The sequence below is a fragment of the Acidovorax sp. DMC1 genome (assembly GCF_056314325.1).
In genome coordinates this window covers 229,636-251,204 of record NZ_JBQUYO010000006.1, presented here as the reverse complement: position 1 = coordinate 251,204, position 21,569 = coordinate 229,636, and the positions used below count along the sequence as shown (strand labels likewise).

At 64.6% G+C, this 21,569-nt stretch carries 19 protein-coding genes and 1 tRNA gene; 15 read left to right on the top strand and 5 right to left on the bottom strand.

Translation table 11 applies throughout. The features are described from left to right. Window positions 1-215: 215 nt before the first annotated feature. Window positions 216-300, bottom strand: a tRNA-Leu gene (locus ACT531_RS14645). A gap of 19 nt (window positions 301-319) precedes the next feature. Between ACT531_RS14645 and rnr the strand changes: the two genes are divergently transcribed. Continuing rightward, window positions 320-2,653 (top strand): ribonuclease R, encoded by a 2,334-nt coding sequence (rnr, locus tag ACT531_RS14640; RefSeq protein ID WP_476017872.1) that lies wholly within the window; start codon window positions 320-322, stop codon window positions 2,651-2,653. A 104-nt stretch (window positions 2,654-2,757) separates the two neighbouring features. Here the strand turns inward: rnr and ACT531_RS14635 are convergent, their stop codons facing one another. After that, window positions 2,758-3,729, bottom strand: a complete 972-nt coding sequence (locus tag ACT531_RS14635; RefSeq protein WP_309823358.1) for an alpha/beta fold hydrolase — start codon at window positions 3,727-3,729, stop codon at window positions 2,758-2,760. 253 nt (window positions 3,730-3,982) lie between these two features. Here ACT531_RS14635 and ACT531_RS14630 point away from each other — a divergent pair, with 253 nt between their 5' ends. Further along, window positions 3,983-4,582 (top strand): helix-turn-helix transcriptional regulator, encoded by a 600-nt coding sequence (locus ACT531_RS14630; RefSeq protein ID WP_476017871.1) that lies wholly within the window; start codon window positions 3,983-3,985, stop codon window positions 4,580-4,582. Between the two features lie 6 nt (window positions 4,583-4,588). On the opposite strand, the gene ACT531_RS14625 is transcribed toward ACT531_RS14630, so the two are convergent. The 3 genes from ACT531_RS14625 to ACT531_RS14615 all read right to left on the bottom strand — a co-directional run bounded on the left by ACT531_RS14625 (window position 4,589) and on the right by ACT531_RS14615 (window position 8,852). Next, a complete protein-coding gene (locus ACT531_RS14625; protein ID WP_476017870.1) occupies window positions 4,589-6,127 on the bottom strand; it encodes an NAD(P)H-hydrate dehydratase in 1,539 nt (512 codons plus the stop codon). A gap of 84 nt (window positions 6,128-6,211) precedes the next feature. Next, a complete protein-coding gene (locus ACT531_RS14620) occupies window positions 6,212-7,444 on the bottom strand; it encodes an FAD-dependent oxidoreductase (protein WP_476017869.1) in 1,233 nt (410 codons plus the stop codon). Between the two features lie 52 nt (window positions 7,445-7,496). Beyond that, the gene (locus tag ACT531_RS14615) at window positions 7,497-8,852 is read right to left on the bottom strand and encodes an amidase (RefSeq protein ID WP_476017868.1); all 1,356 of its coding nucleotides are present in this window, start codon (window positions 8,850-8,852) and stop codon (window positions 7,497-7,499) included. A gap of 187 nt (window positions 8,853-9,039) precedes the next feature. On the opposite strand from ACT531_RS14615, the gene rpsB reads away from it, so the two are divergent. The 13 genes from rpsB to lpxA all read left to right on the top strand — a co-directional run bounded on the left by rpsB (window position 9,040) and on the right by lpxA (window position 21,565). Continuing rightward, window positions 9,040-9,792 carry a 30S ribosomal protein S2 gene (gene rpsB, locus ACT531_RS14610; RefSeq protein WP_015013551.1) on the top strand — a complete coding sequence of 251 codons (753 nt, stop codon included), beginning with the start codon at window positions 9,040-9,042 and terminating at the stop codon, window positions 9,790-9,792. 106 nt (window positions 9,793-9,898) lie between these two features. Beyond that, complete coding sequence (gene tsf / locus ACT531_RS14605) at window positions 9,899-10,825, top strand: translation elongation factor Ts (RefSeq protein ID WP_015013552.1); 927 nt, start codon at window positions 9,899-9,901, stop codon at window positions 10,823-10,825. Window positions 10,826-10,884: 59 nt separating this feature from the next. After that, on the top strand, window positions 10,885-11,607 hold the full coding sequence (pyrH, locus tag ACT531_RS14600; RefSeq protein WP_015013553.1) for a UMP kinase: 723 nt from the start codon (window positions 10,885-10,887) through the stop codon (window positions 11,605-11,607). Between the two features lie 49 nt (window positions 11,608-11,656). Continuing rightward, entirely contained in the window at window positions 11,657-12,217 is a 561-nt protein-coding gene (gene frr, locus ACT531_RS14595) for a ribosome recycling factor (RefSeq protein ID WP_015013554.1), read from the top strand. 23 nt (window positions 12,218-12,240) lie between these two features. Beyond that, a complete protein-coding gene (gene uppS / locus ACT531_RS14590) occupies window positions 12,241-12,972 on the top strand; it encodes a polyprenyl diphosphate synthase (RefSeq protein ID WP_476017867.1) in 732 nt (243 codons plus the stop codon). 27 nt (window positions 12,973-12,999) lie between these two features. Next, window positions 13,000-13,854 carry a phosphatidate cytidylyltransferase gene (locus ACT531_RS14585; RefSeq protein WP_476017866.1) on the top strand — a complete coding sequence of 285 codons (855 nt, stop codon included), beginning with the start codon at window positions 13,000-13,002 and terminating at the stop codon, window positions 13,852-13,854. After that, complete coding sequence (gene ispC, locus ACT531_RS14580; protein ID WP_476017865.1) at window positions 13,851-15,032, top strand: 1-deoxy-D-xylulose-5-phosphate reductoisomerase; 1,182 nt, start codon at window positions 13,851-13,853, stop codon at window positions 15,030-15,032. The genes ACT531_RS14585 and ispC overlap by 4 nt, the downstream gene beginning before the upstream one ends. A gap of 29 nt (window positions 15,033-15,061) precedes the next feature. Beyond that, on the top strand, window positions 15,062-16,426 hold the full coding sequence (rseP, locus tag ACT531_RS14575; RefSeq protein WP_476017864.1) for an RIP metalloprotease RseP: 1,365 nt from the start codon (window positions 15,062-15,064) through the stop codon (window positions 16,424-16,426). A 45-nt stretch (window positions 16,427-16,471) separates the two neighbouring features. Beyond that, window positions 16,472-18,769 carry an outer membrane protein assembly factor BamA gene (gene bamA, locus ACT531_RS14570; protein ID WP_015013559.1) on the top strand — a complete coding sequence of 766 codons (2,298 nt, stop codon included), beginning with the start codon at window positions 16,472-16,474 and terminating at the stop codon, window positions 18,767-18,769. Then, a complete protein-coding gene (locus tag ACT531_RS14565; RefSeq protein WP_209820379.1) occupies window positions 18,769-19,290 on the top strand; it encodes an OmpH/Skp family outer membrane protein in 522 nt (173 codons plus the stop codon). Before bamA ends, ACT531_RS14565 begins: the two co-directional genes overlap by 1 nt. A gap of 24 nt (window positions 19,291-19,314) precedes the next feature. Next, window positions 19,315-20,298: a UDP-3-O-(3-hydroxymyristoyl)glucosamine N-acyltransferase gene (lpxD, locus tag ACT531_RS14560; protein ID WP_060984097.1), complete on the top strand. Its 984-nt coding sequence runs from the start codon at window positions 19,315-19,317 to the stop codon at window positions 20,296-20,298. A 16-nt stretch (window positions 20,299-20,314) separates the two neighbouring features. Next, window positions 20,315-20,755: a 3-hydroxyacyl-ACP dehydratase FabZ gene (gene fabZ, locus ACT531_RS14555; protein ID WP_060984096.1), complete on the top strand. Its 441-nt coding sequence runs from the start codon at window positions 20,315-20,317 to the stop codon at window positions 20,753-20,755. 21 nt (window positions 20,756-20,776) lie between these two features. Then, window positions 20,777-21,565, top strand: coding sequence for an acyl-ACP--UDP-N-acetylglucosamine O-acyltransferase (lpxA, locus tag ACT531_RS14550; RefSeq protein ID WP_476017863.1), 789 nt, complete (start codon window positions 20,777-20,779; stop codon window positions 21,563-21,565). Window positions 21,566-21,569 lie beyond the last annotated feature (4 nt).

The following is a 21,569-nucleotide window of genomic DNA, read 5'->3' as shown; positions in this document are numbered from 1 at the left end:
TGCTCATTTTTTTGAAAATTTTGTGCGAAGGTCCAGGCGCGGTGGCTGGCTTGTCGCGGTCACCACAACCTCCCGCATGGCCCGACCGCCGCGCCGGGTCTGGCCCGGCAGGGCTGGGTGTTTTTGCGTGTGCATGACGCGCCGGAAAATAAAAAAGCCGCTGTATGTGCAGCGGCTTCGATATTTTGAAAACCTTGGCTGGTTCTCGTTAAACTTGGTGCCCAGGAGAGGACTCGAACCTCCACGATGTTACTCGCTAGTACCTGAAACTAGTGCGTCTACCAATTCCGCCACCTGGGCATTTCAGGAAAGACTAAGATTGTATAACAAAAAATCCACCCCCGGCACGCAGCCCGCTCCACATTTGTCGCAAGAGATCGAAGGCAGCGTGCAAGGGCACCGTGATGGACACGGTTTCGTCATCCGCGACGATGGCGAAGGCGATATCTATATTCCCCCGAATGAAATGCGCGCCGTCCTGCACAAGGACCGCGTGCGTGTGCGCATCGTGCGCCAGGACCGCCGTGGCCGGCCCGAAGGCCGCGTTGTGGAAATCATCGAGCGCCCGCCACAGCCCATCATCGGCCGCCTGCTGCAGGAAAGCGGTGTCTGGCTGGTGGCGCCGGAGGACAAGCGCTACGGCCAGGATGTGCTGATCCCCAAGGGGGCCACCGGCGCCGCCAAGCCGGGACAGGTCGTGGTGGTCGAGCTGACCGAGCCGCCCGCGCTGTTTGGCCAGCCTGTGGGCCGCATCACCGAGGTGCTGGGTGAAGTCGACGACCCGGGCATGGAGATCGAGATTGCCGTGCGCAAGTACGGCGTGCCACACGAATTCTCAGAGGAATGCTTGGCCCAGGCCAAAGCCCTGCCCGACAAGGTGCGTGCGCAGGACAAGAAACGCCGCGTAGACCTGACCGACGTGCCCCTGGTCACCATCGACGGCGAAGACGCGCGCGACTTCGACGATGCCGTGTACTGCGAGCCCGCCAAGGTCGGCCGCAGCAAGGGCTGGCGCCTGCTGGTGGCCATTGCCGACGTGAGCCACTACGTGGAGACCGGCAGCGCCATCGACATCGACGCCTACGACCGCGCTACCAGCGTCTACTTCCCGCGCCGCGTGATCCCCATGTTGCCCGAGAAGTTGTCCAACGGCCTGTGTTCGCTCAACCCCGAGGTGGAGCGCCTGTGCATGGTCTGCGACATGTTGGTCACGGCCAAGGGCGAGGTGCACGCCTACCAGTTCTACCCGGCCGTGATGTTCAGCCACGCGCGCTTCACCTACACCGAGGTGGCCGCGATCCTGGCCAATACGCGCGGCCCCGAGGCCAGCAAACGCAAGGACCGGGTCAAGGATCTGCTCAACCTGCACGATGTGTACCGCGCGTTGCTGGTGGCACGCCAGGCGCGCGGCGCGGTGGACTTCGAAACCACCGAGACACAGATCGTCTGCGACGAAAACGGCCGCATCGAGAAGATCGTTCCCCGCACCCGCAACGATGCGCACAAGCTCATCGAAGAAGCCATGCTGGCGGCCAACGTGTGCAGCGCCGACTTCATCGCCCAGGGCGGCCAGCCCGGCCTGTTCCGCGTGCACGAAGGCCCCACGCCCGAGAAGCAGGAGATCCTGCGCAACTACCTCAAGGCCATGGCTGTGGGCATGACGATTGGCGACGACCCCAAGCCGGGTGACTTCCAGGCGATTGCCGAGGCGACCAAGGAGCGGCCCGACGCGCAGCAGATCCACACCATGCTGCTGCGCTCCATGCAGCAGGCCATCTACACGCCCATCAACAGCGGCCACTTCGGGCTGGCCTTTGATGCCTACACCCACTTCACCAGCCCCATCCGTCGCTACCCCGACCTGCTGGTGCACCGGGTCATCAAGGCCATCCTGAACAAGACGCAGTACAAGCTGCCCGCACTGCCCACACCGGGCGAGGCACATGCCAAGCTGGCCAAGCGCCTGGCTGCGCGTGTGGCCGCACCAGGCACCGAGCCGCGCAAGGATGTGAAGCCCCCGAGCCGCGATACGCAGGCCTGGGAGGCCGCAGGCCTGCACTGCAGCGCCAACGAGCGCCGCGCCGACGAGGCCAGCCGCGACGTGGAAGCCTGGCTCAAGTGCAAGTACATGCGCGAGCACCTGGGTGAGGAATACAGCGGCGTGGTCAGTGCCGCGACCAGCTTCGGCATCTTCGTGACGCTGGACGCGATGTACGTCGAAGGCCTGGTGCACATCACCGAGTTGGGCGGCGAGTACTTCAAGTTCGACGAGGCGCGCCAGGAGCTGCGTGGCGAGCGCACCGGCATCCGCTATGCCATCGGTGCCCGCGTGCGGGTGCAGGTGAGCCGTGTGGACCTGGATGGCCGCAAGATCGACTTCCGCCTGGTGCGCGAAGGCGAAGAGCTGCTGGGCCGTGCGCTCAAGGACAAGGGTGTGGGCGCTGACGGGGCGGGTGGCGGTGCGCGCAAGGCCGGTGGCCGTGCGGGTGGCCGCAAAGCAGACAAGGGTGCTGCGATGTCAGCCACCGAAAAGGCGGGCCTGACCCGCGAGCGCGCGGCGCGTTCGCCCATGCAGTCGCTGAAGGCGTCGGTCAAGAAGGCGGTGGCGGGCAAGTCCAGCAAGGGCAAGGCGCGCAAGCCACGCCGGGGCTGACGGGGCTGTGCTGGTGGGCCTGAGGCCTTCCAGTTCAGATCGCAAATTGCTACTTAATTGATAGCTGCTAGCGCTTATTCAACAGGCGCTAGCAGCTATTTTTGTTAATGAATGGGCCTCGCTTGGTCCAGAAAGCGTGCATATCTGTGCGCCGTGTCGGCGGGCGCTTCCATCATGGGCAGATGGCCGATGCCGGGCAGGGCCTCCAGTTGCGCTTGGGGCAACAGCTTTTGCAAAGGCTGAAGGCCCGAACGGTCAAACACGCGGTCTTTATCGCCCCACAGCACGAGCACGGGGTGCTTTTGCAGGCTGCCCAGCCGCTGCTCCAGCAGGTAGCGGTCTTTGAGCTGCGCATCCCACAGGCGGGCGTTGGACTGGGCATTGCGCAGTGCTGCCTGTTCCGTGGCGTGCAGGATGGGATACGGCAGGAACGGGCGTTTTTCAAACACCAGGTCCATCATGGCGCGGAAGGCTGCGGCGTCGTGGGCCACCAGCGGGCGCTGCCCGGCATCGATGAGCCGGTCCATCGTGCTGGGCTGTGGTGAGCGGATGCCATGGGGCGCGCCGATGAAAGCCACGCTGGCCACGCGCTCGGGGTGCTGCAGTGCAAACAGCGCGGCAATGGTGCCGCCCATGGAGTTGCCTGCGAGGTGGGCCTTCTCAATGCCCAGCGCGTCCAGCAGTGCGCCCAGGCGTTGGGTATGCGCGGCGTAGTCATAAGGCTGGTCTTCCAGCCGGGTGCTCTCGCCAAAGCCGGGGAAGTCTGGGGCAATCACCCGGTATTGGCCAGTGAGGGGGCGCGCAAAATCCACCCAATGGTCCTTCTCCGCAAAAATGCCGTGCAGCAGTACCAGGGGCGTGGCGCCCGGGTTGTCGGGTGCCGGTTGGGGTGGTGCACCGCTGTCCAGGTAGTGGATGGTGTGCAGCGCGGCGGTGGTGGTTTTTTCTTCCATGCCCGAGAGGCTGCGATTGAGGTGGAGCAGGGGCTCCTTCAGCAGCGAAGGGGCGCCGTAGTAGAGGCCTACCCAGCCCAGGGCCAGAGTGGCGGCAACAGAATAGAAGGCAATGCGTTTCAAGAACCAGTCTCCAAAAGAACGATGGGATGCGTGGCGCTGCGAGGGCGCGCCGGCGCCGGGCAAGGCTACCGACAACCGTGCCGCAAGGCTTGTAGGTTTGGGCTATGCCGCAGCGCACGAACACCCTGACGCTGGGCATTGACCGCGCGCTGTACGTGGGCGAGATCCCGGCCACGGGCTGGCACTGCCATGCGTCGCCCGTGCTGCTGATGGGGCTCTCGGGCCGGTTTGCGCTGCACTGGGGGCGGGGCTGGTGGAGACCTGCCACAGCGCGCTGGTGGATGCCGGGGTGGAGCATCTGTTCGACCCCGGCGGTGAAGTGGTGGCGCTGGTGTACCTGGAGCCCGACTCGCCGGAGGCGCGCAGCCTGCGCAGTGTGTTCCTGCAGCAGGGTGGCGTGTTGTTGGATGTGGCGGCGCCGGTGGGGGCGCGTGCGGCCATGGAAGGCCATTTGCGCACCTTCGATCTGCCGGCCCTGCTGCACCGCCACCTGCTGCAGGCGGCGCCCCCGCTGGACCTGCGCGTGGCCCGTAGCCTGCATGCCCTGCGCCGCCCGCAGCACGAGCAGGGGCGCCTGGCGCGGGCGGGGCTCGCGTCCGAGGCACAGCTGTCGGCCTCGCGCTTCAACCATTTGTTCCGCGCCGAAATGGGTGTGAGCCTGCGCAGCTACCGCGTATGGTCGCAAGTGCGGCTGGCCATGGCCGGGCTGGCGGTCAGCCCGCGCCTGACGGATGCGGCGCTGCACGGCGACTTTGTGGACTCGGCGCATTTCAGCCGCATGTTCCGCCAGACCTTTGGCATGACACCGTCGAGCGTGCTCAAGCCGCTCAAGCAGGTCACGCTGTTGGATTGACCCCTGTCACCCGCCCACGCGCCGCGCCAGTGCGCTGGCGGTAAGGGCCAGGCCTGCGGGCCACACATCTGCAGCCTGTCCGTGCTGGTACACCGCTTCGCTCGCTGCACGCAATGCGCTGGCGCCAGCGGCCAGGTGCGCGCCCACCATGCCCGCCAGCACATCGCCCGTGCCCGCCGTGGCCAGCCGCGCGTTGCCCGTAGGGTTGATGGCGGGGACGCGGTCGGGCGCGGCAATCACGGTGCCCGAACCCTTGAGCACGGCCACGCAGTTGAATTGGTCTGCAAGTTGTTGCGCCGCATCCAGCCGGTTGGCCTGGACCTCGGCGGTGGTCAGGCCCAGCAGGCGCGCTGCCTCCAGTGGGTGGGGGGTGATGACCGTGGGCTGCCCGTGCTGCCCACGCGCCACCACCAGCGCATGCAATGCGGCCTGGGTGGCGATGGTGTTGAGTGCGTCGGCGTCCAGCACCAGGCGCGTTGCGCGGGTGATGACTTCGGGCAGCACGTGTGCGATGGCCTGGCCGCCGCCACAGCCGCAGACCACGGTGAGCTGCTCCAGCGCCAGCGCGTCAAAGCGGCGCAGCATCAGTTCAGGCTGCTGCGGGTCCAGTTGCAGATGCCCGTCGTCCAGCAGCGCCACCAGCACCCGGCCCGCACCGCTGTGCAGGGCAGCCGATGCGGCCAGCAAGGCGGCGCCCGCCATGCCCATGCCGCGTGCTGCCAAACCCTCGCCACCCACCACGGCGACATCGCCATAGCTGCCCTTGTGGCTGGCATGGGCGCGGGGGGCGGGCAGGGCGGGGCCGGATAGCCAGGCGTTGGGCGGCTCATGCCCGGGTTCTACGCCCAGGTCGTCCAGCCAGACATGGCCTGCTGCGTCCCGCCCGGTGGCGGTGAAAAGGCCGGGCTTGAGGGTGAGCAGGCTCAGCGTGTGGCGTGGCGGGGGCGTGCGGTGGTGGAGGAGGTAGTGCGGGTGGGGTGCGGTATCGGGCGCGAGGCCTGCAGCAAACTGGCCTGTGTCTGCGTCCAGCCCGCTGGGCAGGTCCACGGCCAGCACGGGCGCCGAGCAGCGGTGCAGAGCTTGCAGACAGGCCTGGAGTCGGGCATCGGGTGCGCGTGCAGGGCTGTGGGGTGAGGACGAGACGCCAATGCCCAGCAGTGCATCGATGCACAAGTCGTTGGCATCCAGGTCGTCGGGTGCTGTGTCTGCCCAGGCCACGCCTGCATCCCGCGCGCGCTGCCACGATGCCTTGGCGTCGGCCGGGGCCGTATCGGGCTGGCCCAGCCAGGTCACGACCACTTTGCGGCCACTGCGTTGCAGGTGCATCGCGGCCTCCAGCCCGTCACCACCGTTGTTGCCGGGGCCGCAGGCAATCCACACGGTGCGTGCGTGCGGTGCCAACGCCTGGGCCAGTTGTGCGACGGCCAGGCCGGCACGTTGCATGAGGGTGTGTGGGGGCAGGGTGGCCGCCGCCGCTTTCTCCAGGCGGCGTGTGGCGGCTGTGTTGAACAGGGGATGAGGCTGGTGGGGGGCGATGCGGTGCATGGGGCGAGGGCAGGGGCGCTGCAAACGGCAGGCGCCTGCCATTGTGCGCCGCCGCTTCCCGCTTTGAAAATATCCCAGGTGGGGTCAGAACCGCCGCATGCCCAGCCCGTCTAGCGGCACCTCGGGTTCGCGCTGCGCGATCAGGTCGGCCAGTGCCCGCGCACTGCCGCAGGCCAGGGCCCAGCCCCCTGCGCCGTGGCCGGTGTTGAGCCACAGGCCCGGCACGCCGCTGGCGCCCACCACCGGGGCACCGTCGGGCAGCATGGTTCGCGCGCCGCGCCAGATCTGCAGGTTGGATGACAGCTGGGCGCCACCGGGGAACCAGTCGTTCAGCGTGCGGTACAGACGCTGCAACGTGGGGGTGTGGTGCTCGGCCTCGGCCCCCGCCAGTTCGGCGCCGCCGGCAATGCGCACGCGCTGGCCCAGGCGGGTGATGGAGATTTGCTGGCCCGCATCGACCACGCTGGCGCGCGGGGCGTGGGTGGATTCGCGCAGCGGGGCGCTCACGGAGTAGCCATAGACGGCTGCCATGGGCAGGCCCAGGCCCAGTGCGGGCAGCAGCGTGGCCGATGCCATGCCCGCGCACAGCACCACGGCATCAAAGCGGCGCAGGTCTGTTTCGCCCTGCAGCACCACGCCGGTGGGGCTGGTGCCGACGCGGTCCACCCGGGTGTTGAACACAAACTGCACCCCCGCACCCTGGATGCCCTGGCGCAGCAGCTGCGCGAACAGGCGGCAGTTGCCCGCGCGCGCATCGGGCAGGTGGATGGCGCCCGCCAGCGGCGCCTCGGGCGACAGGCCGGGTTCGATCTGGCGCGCCGCATCGGCGTCGATCTCGCGCAGGGCCACGCCACTGTCGCGCAGCACTTGCAGCGCGGGCTGCAGGCGGGCGCGGTCTTCTTCGGTGCGCAGCAGCACCAGGCGGCCGTCGCTGGCTTCAAAGTCCAGCTCGTGCTGGCTGGCGATGGCTTGCAGGCGCGCCTGGCTGTATTGCGCCAGGCGCTCGACAGCAGCGGCCGGGGCGCTGTTGCTGCGCGCCGTGCTGCGCCAACGCCGCAGCCAGGACCAGTTGGCACGGGTCAGGCCGCCTGCCACGCGCAGGGTGGCCTGTGCGCCCATCAGCCGCAGCGGCTGGCCGAAGCCCGGCAGCGCCCAGGGGCTGAGCAGGTGGGGCGCCAGGAGCCCGGCAGTGGCAAAGCTGGCCTCCTCGGCGGCCGCACTGCGCTGTTCAAACACCGTGACTTCGTGGCCGTCGCTGGCCAGTTCGTACGCGGTGGTGACGCCGACAATGCCGGCGCCCACTATGGCAATCTTCATGAATTTGGGTGTTTTTGGCTTCAAGCGCAAGTGGATCATGCGCTGGTAGCTATTATTTTTGTAGTGTTTGCTCGATCTGCAGGCTGATGTTGAGCACCGTGTCATCCCGGAGTGCCCCGTGCCAGACCATCAGCCCGACCGGGAGTTCCCCTTGCACATGGCAGGGCAGGGACAGCGCGCAGCCGTCCAGCAGGTTGACCACGCTGGTGTTGCGCAGCAGCAGGTTGTTCACGCGGAAGAACTCGGCATCGCGGGCTGCGTCCTGGGCCTTGTCCACACCATCTGCGGGGGCAACATCGGCCAGCAGTGGCGCCACGATGGGCACGGTGGGGGAGAGCAGGGCGTCGTAGGGCTCCATGTCAGCGAGCATGCGCGCAATCCATTGCTGGCGCGCCTGCAGCAGGTCGATGTACTCCCAGGCCATCAGCGTGGCGCCTTTTTCGATGCGCATGCGCACCCGGGGGTCGTAGCGGTCGCCTGCGCGCTGCAGCAGCGCGCGGTGCCACGCGTAGGCTTCGGGGGCGGCGAAGCCGTAGGCGGGCTGCTCCAGCACAGCGGGCAGGGCGATGGTGTCGATCTGGGCACCCGCCTGGCGCAAGGTTTCCACACTGCGCTCAAAGGCGCGGGCCACGGGGGCGTCCAGCCCGTCGAGGAGGAGGGTGGATGGGACGGCCAGCCGGTATTGCGACAGCGGCGCCAGGCTGCGCGTCACGCGCCGGGCGGCCAGCACCTCGTGCGCCACGATGGCGTCGCGCACGGTGCGCGTCATGGCGCAGGCAGTGTCCAGGGTGGTGGACAGCGGCACGGCGCCTGCGGTAGGCACCAGCCGGGCCGTGTTCTTGAAACCCACAATGCCATTGAGCGCTGCGGGAATGCGGATGGAACCACCGGTGTCCGACCCCAGCCCGATGAACGCCGCGCCGGTGGCCACCGAGACCCCGGCGCCGGACGAAGACCCGCCGGGCACACGCGGCGCGCCGGGCAGGGCGCCGAAACGGGCGTCCCAGGCAGCGGGCGTACCGTAGTGGGGATTGACGCCCACGCCAGAGAAAGCGAACTCCACCATGTTGGTGCGGCCGATCAGGCTGGCGCCCGCTGCGCGCAGTCGGGCTACGGCTGGGCAATCCTCGGCGGCTGCGGGAGCATCGGCCAGCGCAGTGGAGCCCGCTGGGGTAGGTTGCCCGGCGATGTCAAACAAGTCCTTCACCGACACGGCCAGTCCGGCCAGAGGCAACTGGGCCACACCCGGCTGCACCGCCGTGGTGCGTGCTTCGTCAAACAGCGTGCGGACAAAGCTGTGGGCGTTGGGGGTGGCCTGGGCGGCGTCGATGCAGCGCTCCAGCTCGGCGGGCGCGGTGGTGGCGCCGTCCCGCAGTTGCTCACGGGTGGCGATCAGGTCAGGGAGCATGGGTGTGCTAGAATCTTTGGGTTTTGCTGGGAGCAGTAGCGCAGTGGTGCAAAGTTTGCACAACCCGCGTGGCCGCTGCGGCAAGACCAATCGCAAAGCAGCCCTGTCAAGGTGTTGCGGTGTTCGTGAGGATCACGGCACTGCAAATATTGGGGCTGATTTTAGACCTAACCTTTGGAGTATTTTTATGTCCGTTACCATGCGCGAAATGCTGGAAGCCGGTGTCCACTTCGGTCACCAAACCCGCTTCTGGAACCCCAAGATGGCTCCCTACATCTTCGGCCATCGCAACAAGATTCACATCATCAACCTGGAAAAGTCGCTGCCACTGTTCCAGGAAGCCCAAAAGTTCGCCAAGCAACTGGCTGCCAACCGCGGCACGATCCTGATGGTCGGCACGAAGCGCCAAGCCCGTGAAATCCTGGCCACCGAAGCGCAACGCGCTGGCGTGCCTTTCGTGGACCAGCGCTGGCTGGGCGGCATGCTGACGAACTTCAAGACCGTGAAGACTTCGATCAAGCGCCTGAAGGACATGAAGGCCCAGCAAGAAGCTGGCCTCGAAAACCTGAGCAAGAAGGAGCAACTGACGTTCTCCCGCGAAATCGAAAAGCTCGAAAAGGACATCGGCGGCATCCAGGACATGGCTGCTCTGCCCGACGCCATCTTCATCATCGACGTGGGCTTCCACAAGATCGCCGTGGCCGAAGCCAAGAAGCTGGGCATTCCGCTGATCGGTGTGGTGGATACCAACCATTCGCCCGAAGGCATCGACTATGTGATCCCCGGTAACGACGACTCGGCCAAGGCTGTGACGCTGTACGCCCGTGGCATCGCTGACGCGATCATCGAAGGCCGCGCCAACGCCGTGAACGAAGTCGTGAAGGCCGCCGCTGGCGAGAGCACCGACGAATTCGTGGAAGTGCAAGAAGCCGCTGCCTGATAGCCCGGCTGCGCGATCCGTCGCGAACAAAAGCGGGGCCCCTGGTGAGCCCCCTTTTTTTTAGCCCGAATTTGAACTGACTGAACTGAACACTGAAGGAATAAAGATGGCTGCAATTACCGCAAGCATGGTGGCTGAACTGCGTGGCAAGACCGATGCCCCCATGATGGAATGCAAGAAGGCACTGACCGAAGCCGACGGCGACATGGCCAAGGCGGAAGAGCTGCTGCGCGTCAAGCTGGGCACCAAGGCTGGCAAGGCCGCATCGCGCGTCACGGCGGAAGGCGTGGTCGCCAGCTACATCGACGGCACCACCGGTGCTCTGGTCGAAGTCAACAGCGAAACCGACTTCGTTTCCAAGAACGACAGCTTCATCGCCATGGCCAACGCCGCTGCCAAGCTGGTGGCGCTGCACAACCCCGCCACGGTGGAAGCCCTGGGTGCACTGCCCTACGAGCAAGACAGCTTCGGCCCCACGCTGGAAGATGTGCGCAAGGGCCTGATCGGCAAGATCGGCGAGAACATGTCGTTCCGCCGCTTCAAGCGCTTCAGCGGCTCCAACCTGGCTGCCTACCTGCATGGCTCGCGCATTGGTGTAGTCGTCGAGTTCGACGGTGACGCCACCGCCGCCAAGGACGTCGCCATGCACGTGGCCGCCATGAAGCCCGTGGCCCTGACCAGCGCCGACGTGCCTGCCGACCTGATCGCCAAAGAGCGCTCGGTGGCTGAAGGCAAGGCCGACGAAGCCAACAAGGAACTCGTGGCCGCTGGCAAGCCCGCACAAAGCGCCGAAATCACGGCCAAGCGCATCGACGGCGCTGTGCAGAAGTACCTCAAGGAAGTCTCGCTGGCCGACCAGGTCTTCGTGAAGGCTGCCGACGGCAAGCAAACCGTGGCCCAGATGCTCAAGGCCGCCAACACCAACGTGAAGGGCTTCACCCTGTACGTGGTGGGCGAAGGCATTGAGAAGAAGGTCGACGACTTCGCTGCTGAAGTGGCTGCCCAGGTGGCTGCCGCCAAGGCCGCTGCCTGATCGTTCCCTGCAGTAACCACCCCACCCAAGCCTCGCACCACTTACCGGAGAAATTTCCCATGTCCCACGCCGCACCAGCCCACAAGCGCATTTTGCTCAAGCTGTCTGGTGAGGCGCTGATGGGGGATGACTCCTTCGGTATCAACCGCGCCACCATCGTGCGCATGGTCGAGGAGATCGCCGAAGTGACCCGCCTGGGTGTCCAGGTGGCCGTGGTGATCGGTGGGGGCAATATCTTCCGTGGCGTCGCCGGGGGCTCGGTCGGTATGGACCGTGCCACTGCCGACTACATGGGCATGCTGGCCACTGTGATGAACGCCCTGGCCCTGGCCGATGCCATGGACAAGCAGGGCCTGGTGGCCCGCGTGATGTCCGCCATCGCCATCGAGCAGGTGGTTGAGCCCTATGTGCGCCCCAAGGCCTTGCAATACCTCGAAGAGGGCAAGGTCGTTGTGTTTGCCGCAGGCACGGGCAATCCCTTTTTCACCACGGACACCGCCGCAGCGTTGCGCGGTGCGGAGATCGGGGCCGAGCTGGTGCTCAAGGCCACCAAGGTGGACGGCGTTTATACTGCCGACCCCCAGAAGGACCCTACGGCCACGCGCTACACCAAGCTGAGTTTTGATGAGGCCATGTCCCGCAACCTGGGCATCATGGATGCGACCGCTTTTGCCTTGTGCCGCGACCAGAAGCTGCCGGTGAAGGTGTTCTCAATCATCAAGCATGGCGCCCTGAAGCGCGTGGTGATGGGCGAGGACGAGGGTACGCTGGTTTACGCTTGATCACGATGGATGGACCTGCACGGGATGCAGGTCGGCCCCAGGAGAAAACATGACGATTGCCGACATCAAGAAAACCGCTGAAACCAAGATGGATCAGTCCATCACAGCGTTCAAGAACAACCTGCAGAAGATCCGCACGGGCCGTGCCAACCCAGCACTGCTCGACACGGTGCAAGTGGAGTACTACGGCTCCATGGTGCCTCTGAGCCAGGTGGCCAACGTGGCACTGATCGACTCGCGCACCATCAGCGTGCAGCCCTGGGAAAAGGGCATGGGCGCCAAGATTGAAAAGGCCATCCGCGAAAGCGACCTGGGTTTGAACCCGGCCTCTATGGGCGACCTGATCCGCGTGCCCATGCCCCCGATGAGCGAAGAGCGCCGCAAGGAAATGACCAAGCTCGCTCGCAACGAGGGCGAGAGCGCCAAGATCGCCGTGCGCAACCTGCGCCGCGATGCCAACGAGTCCGTCAAGAAACTGGTCAAGGACAAGCTCGCGTCCGAAGATGATCAGAAGCGCGCCGAAACCGACGTGCAAAAGTTCACCGACAAGCACATCGCCGAGATCGATGCGCTGGTGGCCGCCAAAGAGCAGGAAATCATGGCGGTTTGAGCCCCCAGGGCTTGAACATTTCCATGTCTGCATCTCCGGTGGTGCCACACCACATTGCCATCGTCATGGATGGCAACGGCCGATGGGCCACGCGCCGCTTTTTGCCGCGCCTGGCGGGCCATAAGCAAGGGGTTGATTCACTGCGCCGCTGCGCACGCGCTTGCGTGCAGCGCGGCGTGCGTGTGCTCACCGTTTTTGCGTTCTCTTCTGAAAATTGGAATCGCCCTGCCGACGAGGTCTCCGGCCTCATGGAACTGCTGGCGATGGCCCTGGCGCGCGAGGTGCCGCAGCTCAAGAAGGACGGTGTGCGTCTTCATTTTGTGGGCGAGCGGGACAGCCTTTCGCCCAAGGTACGAGACGGTCTGGGTCAGGCCGAAGCGGCCACGGCGGACAACACACGCCTGGTGCTCAACGTCTGCTTCAACTACGGAGGCCGTTGGGACATCGCCCAGGCGGCTGCGTCGCTGGCTGCGCGGGGTGAGCCCATCACGGAGGCCAGTCTGCATAGCGCGATGGGCCTAGCCCACGTGCCAGACCCCGACTTGGTGATCCGCACCGGGGGCGAAATGCGGATCAGCAACTTTTTGCTCTGGCAGTCGGCATACTCCGAGTTCTTCTTCAGCGACCGGTTGTGGCCCGATTTCGATGAGTCCGCTCTGGACGAAGCCATCGGCGCCTTCAGCCGCCGCGAGCGCCGTTTTGGCAAAACCTCTGAACAGATTCTGTCCGCGCATCCTGATCCGATGCCGGGTTGAGAACCTGAACAGGTTCTGAAAGCCCCCATGCTTCAACAGCGCGTCATCACCGCCCTTGTTCTGCTGGCCATTTTGCTGCCGGCGCTTTTCTATGCCAACACCGTTCCGTTCACGCTGGTTGTGCTGGTTCTGATGGCTGCCGGCGCCTGGGAGTGGGGCCGTCTGAGCGGTTTTGGCCAGGCGGGCTCCGTGGCCGTGGGCGTGGCCTGTGTGGCCTTGTGTGCCGGATCGTGGGTGTTGGGCTGGGTGGATCGTCCGTTGACAGCCCTCTGGGTGGTGGGCGGCGGGCTGTGGGTCCTGGCGACTGCCTGGCTGCTCAAGGCCGGAGTGCCTGGCTGGCCCCGCATACCAGCCGGTGTGCGTCTGGTGGCTGGCGTGCTCGCCTTGTGGCTCGCGTGGCTGGCTGTGGTGCAGGCCCGCAATGTGGGCATCAACTTTTTGCTGTCGGTGCTGCTGCTGGTGTGGGTGGCGGACATCTTTGCCTACTTTGCGGGGCGCGCTTTTGGGTTGCGATTTACCAAGGGCAAGCTGGCGCCCTCGATCAGTCCCGGCAAGAGCTGGGAAGGTGTGTGGGGCGGTCTGGCAGGGGTGATGGTCATGGCCTTCGTTTGGGTATTGGCGGATGCCCACTGGCAGGCGTCGGTGCCCAGTTTTTACAGCCGCATGGCGCAGCAGGGCTGGTGGTTGCTGGTGATTGCGGCGTTGTTCATGGTGGCCATGAGCGTGTCGGGTGACCTGGTGGAGTCGCTCATCAAGCGCAGCGCCGGAGTCAAGGACAGCAGTGGCCTGTTGCCTGGGCACGGCGGCGTGCTCGACCGCGTGGATGCCTTGTTGCCCACACTGCCCCTGGCCATGATGCTCACGAGCCTGACAACCCTATGAAGAAACAACGACTCACCGTTCTCGGTTCCACCGGCTCCATCGGGACCAGCACGCTGGATGTGGTGGCGCGCCACCCCGAGCGCTTCGAGGTGTTTGCCCTGAGTGCGGCGACGCAAGTGGATCTTTTGCTGGCGCAGTGCGCGCAGTTTCGCCCGCGTTATGCGGTGATGGCCAGCGCCCCGCACGCTGCTGTCTTGGCTGAAAAATTGCAGGTAAATGGCCTTCCAACGCAAGTCATTCAAGCGCAAGGCGCTCTTGAAATGATAGCGTCACACGATGATGTGGATGCCGTGATGGCTGCCATCGTGGGGGCGGCCGGTCTTGCGCCCTGTCTGGCTGCGGCCCGCGCAGGCAAGCGATTGCTGCTGGCCAACAAGGAGGCCCTGGTGGTGGGCGGCGGGTTGTTCATGCAAGCCGTGCGCGACGGTGGCGCCACGTTGCTGCCCATTGACAGCGAACACTCGGCCATCTTTCAGTGCCTGCCAGAAGACCCTGCCACCTGGTCGGACCGTGTGGACAGCATCCTGCTCACGGCTTCGGGCGGCCCGTTCCGCCAGCGGGACCCGTCCACGCTGTCACAGATCACCCCTGACCAGGCCTGTGCGCACCCCAACTTCTCGATGGGGCGCAAGATTTCCGTAGATTCGGCCACGATGATGAACAAGGCGCTGGAGGTTATCGAGGCCCGCTGGCTGTTTGACCTGCACCCAGACCAGATCAAGGTGGTCATCCACCCGCAGCAGATCATCCACTCCATGGTGCAGTTCAAGGATGCCTCCATCCTGGCGCAGCTGGGGACCCCTGACATGCGTGTGCCGATTGCCTGCGGCCTGTCCTGGCCCGAGCGCATCACCAGCGGCGCCAGCAAGCTGGATTTCTCGACCCTGAGCGCCCTCGCGTTTGAAGACGCGGACGCCGTTCGCTTTCCTGGCCTGCATCTGTCCTGGCAGGCGCTGAAGGCGGCCGAGGGAACAACGGCCGTGCTGAATGCGGCCAACGAGGTGGCTGTGGGCGCCTTTTTGTCCGGACGGCTGCGTTTTGACCATATTCACGCGGTCAACCTTGCAACTTTGGACGCCGTTTCGCCCTCCAAGCCTGATTCGCTGGCTGCATTGCTGGATCTGGATACCCAGGCCCGCCATGCGGCAGAACATGTGGCGGGCCGTCTGGCTGCCTGATTGCCGTCCCGTTCAGGAACTCTCCATCCATGCTGCTCACCATCGCTGCCTTCATTGTGGCCCTCGGTCTGTTGATTGCGGTGCACGAATATGGGCACTACCGCGTGGCGGTGGCCTGTGGGGTCAAGGTGCTGCGGTTTTCGGTGGGCTTTGGCAAGCCGTTGCTGCGCTGGCAGCCGCAGGGGTCTCCTACGGAGTTCGTGATCGGTGCGTTTCCCCTGGGGGGCTATGTGCGCATGCTGGACGAGCGTGAAGCGCCTGTCGCCGCAGAGGAGCGACACCTGGCCTTCAACACCCAGCCCCTGCGGTCGCGTGCAGCCATCGTTGCCGCCGGACCCATTGCCAATTTGTTGCTGGCTGTGCTGCTGTATTCGGTGGTGAACTGGAACGGGGTGGAAGAACCCCGGGCCATTCTGGCAAGCCCGGTCGCGGGTTCGGTGGCGCAAAGTGCCGGCTTGCGGGGCGGTGAACTGGTAGAGCGCGCCGCATTAGGGGCAGAAGACCTGGAGCCGGTGCGTTCGTTTGAAGACCTGCGGTGGCTGCTGACCCGTGGTGCACTCGAGGGGCTCAATGTTCGCCTTGATGTGCAATCTGCCCAGGGTGCAGGCCACCGTGAGTTGGTTCTCGATATGTCCCGCATCGACAGCCGCGAGGCTGACGCCCAGCTGTTCCGCAAGGTCGGCATCCTGGGTCCCTGGACCCGTCCCGTGCTGGGCGAGGTCATGGCGCAAAGTGCTGCCGATCGTTCCGGCCTGCGTTCCGGCGATCTGGTGCTCAAGGTGGGCCAGACCGATGTCGTTGACGGCCAGCAGTTGCGTGAGCTGATCCGGCAATCGGTGCGTGGCAATGAGCCGGTGGCGCAGCCCTGGCGCGTGCAGCGCGGCGGCCAGGTGATCACTCTGGACGTGTTGCCCGACGCCGTGATCGAACCTGGCAACACGGTAGGGCGCATTGGTGCCTACGTAGGGGCTGCGCCGGAGCTCGTGACGGTGGACTACGGCTTGGTCGATGGCCTGTGGGGCGGCGTGGTGAAGACCTGGGACGTGTCGTTGCTCACCTTGCGCATGATGGGGCGCATGGTGATCGGCGAGGCGTCGCTCAAGAACCTGAGTGGGCCCTTGACCATCGCTGACTATGCAGGCCGCTCGGCCAGCATGGGGCTCACGCAATACCTCATTTTTCTGGCCCTGATCAGCGTGAGCCTGGGGGTGCTGAACCTGCTGCCGCTGCCTGTCTTGGACGGTGGGCACCTGATGTATTATCTTTGGGAGGGTGTCACGGGCAGGGGCGTGTCGGACGCATGGATGGAGCGGCTGCAGCGTGGAGGCGTTGCAGTCCTGCTGGTCATGATGTCCATAGCCCTGTTCAACGATATCACCCGGCTCTTTGGCTAACACTTTTGCCGCGCTTGCCCTGCAACTGCGGCTCCCGCTTCATTCATGAAAAAACACATCAATCGCCTGGGCGTGCGTACTGCATCGGCCGTTGCAGCCATGATTTTTGTCGCCAATGCGGCATGGGCTCTGGAGCCATTCAAGGTGCAGGACATTCGCGTGGAAGGCTTGCAGCGTGTGGAGCCCGGCACCGTGTTTGCATCCATGCCCCTGCGGGTCGGTGACGACTATAACGACGAAAAAGGCGCTGCGGCGATCCGTGCGTTGTTCGGTCTGGGACTCTTCAAGGATGTGCGCCTGGAGGCCAGCGGCAACGTGCTGGTGGTGGTTGTCGAAGAGCGCCCCACTGTCGCCGATGTGGACTTTGCCGGTGCCCGTGAATTCGACAAAGATGCGCTCAAAAAAGCCATGCGCGAAGTGGGCCTGACGGAAGGCCGCCCGTATGACAAGGCGCTGACCGACCGCGCTGAACAAGAGCTCAAGCGCCAGTACATCAACAAGAGCCTGTATGGCGCCGAGGTGGTGACCACGGTCACACCCATCGAGCGCAACCGGGTGAACCTGACCTTCACGATCACGGAAGGTGAGCCAGCACGCATCAAGGAAGTGCGCATCGTGGGCAACAAGGCGTTCAGCGAATCGACGCTCAAGGGCCTGTTCGACCAGGATACGGGGGGCTGGCTGAGCTGGTACACCAAGTCCGATCGCTACTCGCGCACCAAGCTCAATGCCGACCTCGAAACCCTGCGCTCGTATTACCTGCAGCGCGGCTACCTGGAGTTCCGTGTGGACTCGACGCAGGTCGCCATCTCTCCAGACAAGCAGGACATCTCCATCACCGTCAACGTGACGGAAGGCGAGCGGTATGTGGTGTCGGGTGTCAAACTCGAAGGCAACTACCTGGACCGTGAGGACGAGTTCAAGTCGCTGGTGACCATTCGCCCCGGCGAGCCCTACAACGCCGACCAGGTGACCGAAACCACCAAGGCCTTCTCCGAGTATTTCGCCCGTTTTGGTTTTGCATTTGCCCGCGTAGAGGCTGTGCCCGAAATCGACCGCGAGAACAATCGCGTCAATTTTGTGCTGCAAGCCGAACCAGCACGCCGCGCCTATGTGCGCCGCATCAACGTCAGTGGCAACAACCGCACGCGTGACGAAGTCATTCGCCGTGAGTTCCGCCAATACGAGGCCTCCTGGTACGACGGCGACAAGATCCGCCTGTCCCGCGACCGCGTGGACCGCCTGGGTTTCTTCACGGAAGTGAATGTGGAAACGCAGGAAGTGCCTGGTTCTCCCGACCAGGTCGATCTGGTGATCAACGTGGCTGAAAAGCCCACCGGCTCGCTGCAACTGGGCGTGGGTTTCTCCAGCGCCGAAAAGGCGTCCCTCTCCTTCGGCATCAAGCAGGAGAACATCTTTGGCTCGGGCAACTATCTGGGCATCGATGTCAATACCAGCAAGTACCGGCGTACGCTGGTGTTCAGCACCACCAACCCGTACTTCACACCAGAAGGCATCTCGCGCACGCTCGATGTGTACTACCGCACTGACAAGCCGTATGAAGACCAGGGGGGCAACTACCAACTGGTTACCACCGGGACCTCCGTGCGTTTTGGCGTGCCCTTTAGCGAGACGGATACGGTGTTCTTTGGCGGCGGGCTGGAGCAGACCCGCATCAAGCCCGGCACGAACATCCCGGCCACCTACCTGTTCTATGCCGACAAGTTCGGCTACAGCAGCACGTCGATTCCATTGACCGTGGGCTGGTCCCGCGACGATCGGGACAGCGCTCTGGCGCCCAACTCCGGTCGCTATCAGCGCCTCAATTCCGAATGGTCTGTGGCGGGCGACGCGCGCTATGTGCGGGCCAATTACCAGTACCAGCAATACATTCCGCTCAACAAGCGCTTCACCATTGCCTTCAATGGCGAAGCCGGTTATGGCAAGGGCTTGAACGGCCGCCCATTCCCGGTGTTCAAGAATTTCTACTCGGGCGGTCTGGGCTCGGTGCGTGGTTTCGACCAGGGCACCCTCGGCCCGCGTGATGTGACCGGTGCTTCCTTGGGCGGCCCCAAGAAGATCACGCTGAACACCGAGCTGATTGCTCCGTTCCCAGGTGCTGGCAATGACCGGACCCTGCGTGTGTTCACGTTCCTGGACGTGGGCAATGTGTACGGCGAAAACGACAAAGTTACCTTCAGTGACATGCGTGCCTCCGTGGGCTTGGGTCTGAGCTGGATTTCGCCACTCGGCCCCTTGCGTTTGGCGTTTGCGCAGCCAGTGCGCAAGTTCGCCGGCGATAGAATCCAGAAACTGCAATTCCAGATTGGAACGTCTTTCTAATGAAATCCTTTTCTCGCCATCTCTCCGTGGCCTTGCTGCTCGGCACCGTTGCCTTCGCAGCCCCTGCACAAGCGCAAGAGTTCAAAGCCGGTTTCGTCAACACCGATCGCATCTTCCGGGAAGCCACCACAGCCAAGGCTGCGCAGGCCAAGCTGGAGCAGGAGTTCTCCCGCCGCGAGAAAGAACTGGTGGACATGGGCAACACCCTGAAGACCGCCAGCGACAAGTTTGAACGTGAAGCGCCCACCATGGCCGAGAGCCAGCGCACTGCGCGCCAGCGCCAGCTGGTGGACCAGGACCGCGACTTCCAACGCAAGCGCCGTGAATTCCAAGAAGACCTGAGCGCCCGCAAGAACGAAGAGCTGTCGCAAGTGCTGGAGCGTGCCAACAAGGTGGTCAAGCAGGTGGCCGAAGCTGAAAAGTACGACGTGATCCTGCAAGAGGCCGTCTACATCAACCCCAAGCACGACATCACCGACAAGGTGATCAAGGCCCTGAATGCCGCTGCTGCAACCAAGTAAGCCGCTGCGCAGGACAGGTGGCGCGTGAGCAGCTTGCTTCTCGGGCACATCGTTGATGCGCTCGGTGGTTCGCTGGAAGGGGGAGCGCGGGAAACCGCCATTGCCCGCATCGCGCCACTGGAGGTTGCAGGCCCGGGAGACCTCAGTTTTCTGAGCAACCCGCGCTACCAACAGCAACTGGCCGCCTCCCGGGCGGCCTGTGTCATTGTGGCGCCTGCCATGCGTGATGCCGCACTGGCGCGCGGCGCATGCATCGTGGCCGACAACCCGTATGTGTACTTTGCCCGCGCCACCCAGTTGTGGCGCCAGCGCAATGCGCCCGCGCGGCCATCGGGTGTGCACCCCAGTGCGGTGGTCGATCCCACGGCGCAGGTGCACCCTTCGGCCACCATTGGTCCGCTGTGCGTGGTCGAGCGCGGGGCGAGCATCGGTGCGGACACTGTGCTCAAGTCCCGCGTCACCGTGGGCGAGGATTGCCATGTGGGTGCGCGTTGCATCGTCCATGCGGGCGTGGTCATCGGGGCCGATGGTTTTGGTTTTGCGCCGGAGAACGGGCAATGGGTCAAGATCGAGCAACTCGGTGCCGTGCGCATCGGAGACGATGTCGAGATCGGGGCCAACACCTGCATTGATCGGGGTGCGCTGCAAGACACGGTGATCGAAGACGGCGTGAAGCTCGACAACCTGATCCAGATCGGCCACAACGTGCGCATCGGCAAGCACTCGGCCATGGCCGGGTGCGTGGGTGTCGCGGGCAGTGCCACCATCGGGGCGCATTGCACCGTGGGCGGCGGCGCCATCGTGTTGGGGCACCTGGAGCTGGCCGACAACGTGCACATCTCGGCTGCGACGGTGGTCACCCGCTCTCTCACCCGGCCTGGCCAGTACACCGGCATGTTCCCCATCGACGACAATGCGCGCTGGGAAAAAAACGCTGCCACACTCAAACAATTGCACAGCCTGCGCGAGCGCATCAAGGCGCTGGAGCTGGCCCTCAAGGCAGCATGAACGGAAGAACAACTCGATGATGGATATTCACGCAATTCTCAAGCAACTGCCCCACCGCTACCCGTTTTTGCTGGTGGACAAGGTGATCGAGTTGGAGAGCAACACCCGCATCAAGGCCATCAAGAACGTCACGTTCAACGAGCCTTATTTCATGGGGCATTTCCCCGGCCGTCCGGTGATGCCGGGTGTGTTGATCCTGGAAGCATTGGCCCAGGCCGCAGGTTTGCTGGCTTTTGACGCCATGGGCAAGGTGCCCGATGAGAACAACATCTACTACTTTGTCGGTATCGATGGCGCGCGTTTCAAGCGCCCGGTGGAGCCCGGTGACCAGCTGATCCTGACCATCACCATCGACCGTGTGCGCGGTGGCATCTGGAAGTTCAAGGGCGTGGCCAGCGTGGGCGAAGAGGTGGCTTGCGAGGCCGAACTCATGTGCACCATGCGCGCTGTGGGTTGACCCGCGCAGGCCTGTTGGATCGTGAGCAATATCCACCCTACAGCCCTTGTTGCGGACGGTGCCCGCCTGGACCCTACGGTCACGGTGGGGCCTTACACGGTCATTGGTGCACACGTGACCATTGGTGCGGGCACCACGGTCGGCGCGCACTGCGTGATCGATGGGCACACCACGATTGGTGTTGACAACCGCATCTTCCAGTTCAATTCCATCGGCACCATCCCGCAGGACAAGAAGTACGCGGGCGAGCCGACCGAACTGGTCATCGGCGACCGCAACACCATCCGCGAGTTCTGCACACTGAACCTGGGAGTGCCCCAGGCTGGTGGCATCACCACCGTGGGCCATGACAACTGGATCATGGCGTACACCCACATCGCCCACGATTGCCATGTGGGCAACCACACCACACTGGCCAACAACACCACGTTGGCAGGTCATGTGCACCTGGGCGATTGGGTGACGGTGGGCGGGCTCACCGGCATTCACCAGTTCGTCAAGATTGGTGCCCATGCGATGGTGGGCTTTGCCAGCGCCGTGTCGCAGGACGTGCCACCTTTCATGCTGGTGGATGGCAACCCCTTGGCCGTGCGCGGCTACAACGTGGTGGGGCTGCGCCGGCGTGGCTTTTCGGCCGAGCGCATTGCGGCGGTCAAGCAGATGCACAAGCTGATCTATCGCCAGGGCCTCACGCTGGAGGCCGCGCGCGCCGCCATTGCAGAGCTGGCGCAGTCCGCGCCGCAGGCCAGCGACGACGCGGCGATGATGGAGCAGTTCCTGGCCGACGCCACGCGCGGCATTGCGCGCTGAGGGC

Bases quoted from the DNA above. Each gene is read 5' to 3' on its own strand.
- ACT531_RS14625 (WP_476017870.1), bottom strand. From the start codon at position 6,127: ATGCACCGCATCGCCCCCCACCAGCCTCATCCCCTGTTCAACACAGCC.
- ACT531_RS14620 (WP_476017869.1), bottom strand. From the start codon at position 7,444: ATGAAGATTGCCATAGTGGGCGCCGGCATTGTCGGCGTCACCACCGCG.
- ACT531_RS14615 (WP_476017868.1), bottom strand. From the start codon at position 8,852: ATGCTCCCTGACCTGATCGCCACCCGTGAGCAACTGCGGGACGGCGCC.
- rpsB (WP_015013551.1), top strand. From the start codon at position 9,040: ATGTCCGTTACCATGCGCGAAATGCTGGAAGCCGGTGTCCACTTCGGT.
- tsf (WP_015013552.1), top strand. From the start codon at position 9,899: ATGGCTGCAATTACCGCAAGCATGGTGGCTGAACTGCGTGGCAAGACC.
- pyrH (WP_015013553.1), top strand. From the start codon at position 10,885: ATGTCCCACGCCGCACCAGCCCACAAGCGCATTTTGCTCAAGCTGTCT.
- frr (WP_015013554.1), top strand. From the start codon at position 11,657: ATGACGATTGCCGACATCAAGAAAACCGCTGAAACCAAGATGGATCAG.
- uppS (WP_476017867.1), top strand. From the start codon at position 12,241: ATGTCTGCATCTCCGGTGGTGCCACACCACATTGCCATCGTCATGGAT.
- ACT531_RS14585 (WP_476017866.1), top strand. From the start codon at position 13,000: ATGCTTCAACAGCGCGTCATCACCGCCCTTGTTCTGCTGGCCATTTTG.
- ispC (WP_476017865.1), top strand. From the start codon at position 13,851: ATGAAGAAACAACGACTCACCGTTCTCGGTTCCACCGGCTCCATCGGG.
- rseP (WP_476017864.1), top strand. From the start codon at position 15,062: ATGCTGCTCACCATCGCTGCCTTCATTGTGGCCCTCGGTCTGTTGATT.
- bamA (WP_015013559.1), top strand. From the start codon at position 16,472: ATGAAAAAACACATCAATCGCCTGGGCGTGCGTACTGCATCGGCCGTT.
- ACT531_RS14565 (WP_209820379.1), top strand. From the start codon at position 18,769: ATGAAATCCTTTTCTCGCCATCTCTCCGTGGCCTTGCTGCTCGGCACC.
- fabZ (WP_060984096.1), top strand. From the start codon at position 20,315: ATGATGGATATTCACGCAATTCTCAAGCAACTGCCCCACCGCTACCCG.